Annotated in this window: 5 protein-coding genes; all 5 read left to right on the top strand. The window is 69.5% G+C overall.

Annotated elements, in window-relative coordinates; translation table 11 throughout:
• Nucleotides 1-1,078 (top strand): ABC transporter substrate-binding protein (locus ELR45_RS19250; protein WP_205856874.1); only part of this gene is annotated, 1,078 nt, incomplete at its 5' end.
• A 20-nt stretch (nt 1,079-1,098) separates the two neighbouring features.
• Nucleotides 1,099-1,980: an ABC transporter permease gene (locus tag ELR45_RS19255; RefSeq protein WP_129667827.1), complete on the top strand. Its 882-nt coding sequence runs from the start codon at nt 1,099-1,101 to the stop codon at nt 1,978-1,980.
• Nucleotides 1,981-2,075: 95 nt separating this feature from the next.
• Nucleotides 2,076-2,912 carry an ABC transporter ATP-binding protein gene (locus ELR45_RS19260; RefSeq protein WP_129667962.1) on the top strand — a complete coding sequence of 279 codons (837 nt, stop codon included), beginning with the start codon at nt 2,076-2,078 and terminating at the stop codon, nt 2,910-2,912.
• Nucleotides 2,909-3,244, top strand: coding sequence for a ferredoxin (gene fdxA, locus ELR45_RS19265; protein ID WP_129667828.1), 336 nt, complete (start codon nt 2,909-2,911; stop codon nt 3,242-3,244). The genes ELR45_RS19260 and fdxA overlap by 4 nt, the downstream gene beginning before the upstream one ends.
• The coding region (locus ELR45_RS41065) for a 2-oxoacid:acceptor oxidoreductase family protein (protein WP_240759878.1) at nt 3,241-3,740 on the top strand (500 nt) is incomplete at its 3' end. The genes fdxA and ELR45_RS41065, both read left to right, overlap by 4 nt.

A 3,740-nucleotide genomic window follows, 5' to 3' on the forward strand; every position in this document is an offset into this window, starting at 1 on the left:
GGAGCACGACGACGTGCGCTCGGAGCTGATCGCGGTCACCGGCTACAACGCACGCGGTTCGCTGAACCAGGTCGTGGTGCCGGTGGAGTCTCCCGCGCAGACCCTGGCGGACCTTGCGGACGGGGTCGTCTCCACCAGTGTGGGCTCGGCGGCGCATGGGATGCTCGTGGCGGAGCTGGACCGGGCAGGCCTGAGCAGCGACGACGTCCAGGTGCTCAACCAGGAGCCGGCAGTCGGTGCGTCCGCCGTCGAGGGCCGGCAGGTCGACGCCCTGGCCCAGTTCGTGCCGTGGCCGCAGTCCATGATCTTCAGCGGGGAGGCACGGCTACTGCACGACGGCGGCGACGCAGAGCTGCCGACGTTCCACGCCGTGGTGTCCGGCCAGGCCTTCGGGGAGGAGCATCCGGAGGTGGTCCACGCCTTCCTCGAGTCGATGCAGGAGTCCACCGAGTACCTCAACGAGCATCCGCTGGACGCGGCGCAGGAGGTGTCCGCGGTGACCGGGCTGTCTCCGGAGGTCATCTATCTGTACAACGGCCCCAACGGGCTGGTCAGCTTCGACCTGACGATCAAAGCGGAGCTGGTCGAAGCGCTCGAGCAGGACCTGCCGTTTCTGCGGGAGCTCGGCTCGTTGCAGGAGCTCGACCTCGACGAGTTCATCAACGACGGCTACCTGCGCGAGCTGTTCGGCGACGGCTACGAGTCCCAGCGGGACGACCTGACCAGCCCGAGCCCGCTGACCGGCTCGGACCCGGTCTGCGGTGACGAGGTGTCCGACCCGGCGACGGCGTCGGAGGTGTGGTTCGACGGCTCCGACGAGACGTCCGTCGCGGTCACACCGACCTGTCTGCTGCGGCAGATCTCGGAGCACGACGGCGAGGTGCGGGCCGCCTACGTACCCGACGCCCGGACCGGGACCCGGATCTTCGCCACATCGGCGGCGTGGGTGCTGGACCCGGAGGCCGCAGAGAACGAGGTGCTGGTCCCGTTCGCCGTCGTCGCCGACGCGGAGGCCTACGCCGGCGAGCGTCCGGGCAGCCGGGTGCTGGACTACGACGCCGCACTGGCCGAGCTGTGAACATCCAGGAGGTGAAGATCATGACAAGCACGTCCGTGTCGTCCGCGCCCGTCGTGACGGAGGATCCGTCCGAGGCCGGGCACCTACCGCGTGGCCCTCGCCGCAGAGGCGTGCGGTCCGTCGTCACGTCGCGCGGACTGCTCGCCGTGGTGCTGGCGGCGATCCCGCTCGGCGCCCTGCTGCTGGCCTGGCACCTGCTCACGGAGTACCAGGTGGTCTGGTGGCTACGGTTCGACAAGATCCCGGGGCCGGCCGAGGTCTACAGCACGCTGACGACCCAGCTGAGCAGTGGTCCGTTCTACAACGATCTGCTGGTCAGCCTGCGCCGCATCCTGCTCGGCTTCAGCATCGCCGCGGTCGGTGGAGTCGCTATCGGAGCGATGATCGGGCGCTCGCGCCTGGCCAGTGCGCTGCTGCGGCCGTTGATCGAGGTCTTCCGGCCGATACCGGCCATCGCTCTGGTACCGCTGGCCATCCTGCTGTTCCCGGACGGTGAGCAGGGCATCGTGTTCATCACGTTCTTCGCCGCGTTCTTCCCGGTGACCGTGAGCACCATCCATGCCATGCATGCCTTGCCGCCGGTGTGGGAGGACGCCGCGCGCACGCTCGGGGCGGGCCGCATGTCGATCCTGCGTTACGTGGTGCTTCCGGGGGCCATGCCGGGCATCTTCTCCGGGCTGTCGGTGGCCATGGGCGTCGCCTGGATCTGTGTGATCAGCGCCGAGATGATCTCCGGCCAGTTCGGCATCGGCTATTACACCTGGCAGTCCTACGGGTTGCTGGACTACGCCGGCGTGGTGGTCGGGATGGTCTCGATCGGGTTGCTCGGCTGGAGCACCGCTTGGCTGGTAGAACGTCTCGGGCGACGGGTCAACCGCTGGCTGCCGAGGGCGGCGTCATGAGCGGCGAGACGCCGAGCGAGCGGAGTGGCTGGCGTAGCGAGGAACGAGCGGAGCCGTCCGCGGAGCGAGTGAGAAGTCGAGCGCGACCAGAGGAGATGAGCTGCGGGGCGTCCGTCCGGCTGTCCGGCTTGAAGCTCGCCTTCGGCGATACCGACGCGGCCGAGATCGACCTGGACGTACGCGCCGGCGAGGTCATCGTCCTGCTCGGACCCTCCGGATGCGGAAAATCGACGATCCTGCGTGCATTGGCCGGGCTCCTCGAACCGGTCGCCGGCCTGGCTCAGGTCGGGGAGTCCGTGGTAGCCGGCTCAGCACAGCCTCCGTCGTCGTCCGGCGTCCTGGCGCGCAAGCGCTCGCCGAAGAACGTGGGCAGGACGCAGTGCGCCATGGTCTTTCAGGACGACGCGCTACTCCCGTGGCGTACCGCGCGGCGCAACGTCGAGTACGCGCTCAAGCTGCGCGGCGTACCACGCGGCCGGCGTCAGCCGGAGGCGGAGCAGCTGCTGAGGCAGGTGGGGCTCGACGGCTTCGGCGACCATCTGCCCGGCGCCCTGTCCGGCGGGATGCGGCAACGCGTCCAGCTCGCGCGGACGCTGGCCGCCCAGCCGCGGGTGCTGCTGATGGACGAGCCGTTCGGGGCGCTGGACGCCCAGACCCGCTCGGAGATGCAGCGGCTGCTGTGCTCGGTCTGGCAGCAGCACAAGACCACGATCTTGTTCGTCACCCATGACGTGGACGAGGCGTTGTTGCTGGCGGACCGCGTCGTGCTGCTGACGCCCAGGCCCGCCCGGGTCAGGCGGATCGTCGAGATCGAGTCCCCGCGGCGGCCCGGCGCCCAGTTCGAGCCGGACTTCGCCCGTCGTCGTTACGAGATTCTTGCTTCGCTCGGTGACGTTCCGGGCGCTGCACACGAGGAGGTGTCCGCGTCATGACGTTCGTAGTGGGATCTTCCTGCGTCGACGTCCTCGACCTGGCATGCGTCGAGGAATGCCCCGTCGACTGCATCTACGCCGGTGGCCGGATGGCCTACGTCAACCCGGTGGAGTGTATCGACTGCGGGGCGTGCGAGCCGGTCTGCCCGGTGGAGGCCATCGTGCCCGAAGATCAGGTGGACGAGGCTGACGCCGAGTTCGTCGGCGAGAACGCCCGGTTCTTCACCGAGGCGTTGCCGGGCCGCGACGAACCTCTGGGCAACCCGGGCGGTGCGGCGCAGGCCGGCTCCATCGGCGCCGACACACCTTACGTCGAAGGGCTGGCCCGATGAACGACGCGACGGGCGGCACCGCGACTGTGCCGGGAGACGCGGCGAGGCCGGGGCCGGGGAGAACCGGCACCGGTACCCGGCTGCAACGGGTGGTGATCCGCTTCGCCGGCGACTCCGGCGACGGGATGCAGCTGGCCGGGGACCGGTTCACCTCGCAGGCCGCCGCGTTCGGGAACGACCTGGCGACGAGTTCGTCGTTCCCGGCCGAGATCCGGGCACCTCAGGGCACGTTGCACGGCGTGTCCAGCTTCCAGGTGCACGTCGCCGACTACGACATCCTCACCGCCGGCGACCGCCCGGACGTGCTGGTGGCGATGAACCCGGCCGCGTTGAAGGCTAACGTCGACGACCTGCCGCCCGGCGGCGTGCTGATCGCCAACGCGGACGAGTTCACCAAACGGAACCTCGCCAAGGTGGACTACGCCTCGAACCCGCTCGAGGACGGCTCCCTCGAGTCCTACCAGGTGCACGCCGTGGCGATGTCCATGCTGACCCG

Origin of the sequence: Phytoactinopolyspora endophytica (genome assembly GCF_004138495.1) — a bacterium.
Classification (GTDB): Bacteria; Actinomycetota; Actinomycetes; order Jiangellales; family Jiangellaceae; genus Phytoactinopolyspora; species Phytoactinopolyspora endophytica.

Coding starts and splice junctions, on each gene's coding strand:
- ELR45_RS19260 (WP_129667962.1), top strand. CDS start 2,076: ATGAGCTGCGGGGCGTCCGTCCGGCTGTCCGGCTTGAAGCTCGCCTTC.
- ELR45_RS19255 (WP_129667827.1), top strand. CDS start 1,099: ATGACAAGCACGTCCGTGTCGTCCGCGCCCGTCGTGACGGAGGATCCG.
- fdxA (WP_129667828.1), top strand. CDS start 2,909: ATGACGTTCGTAGTGGGATCTTCCTGCGTCGACGTCCTCGACCTGGCA.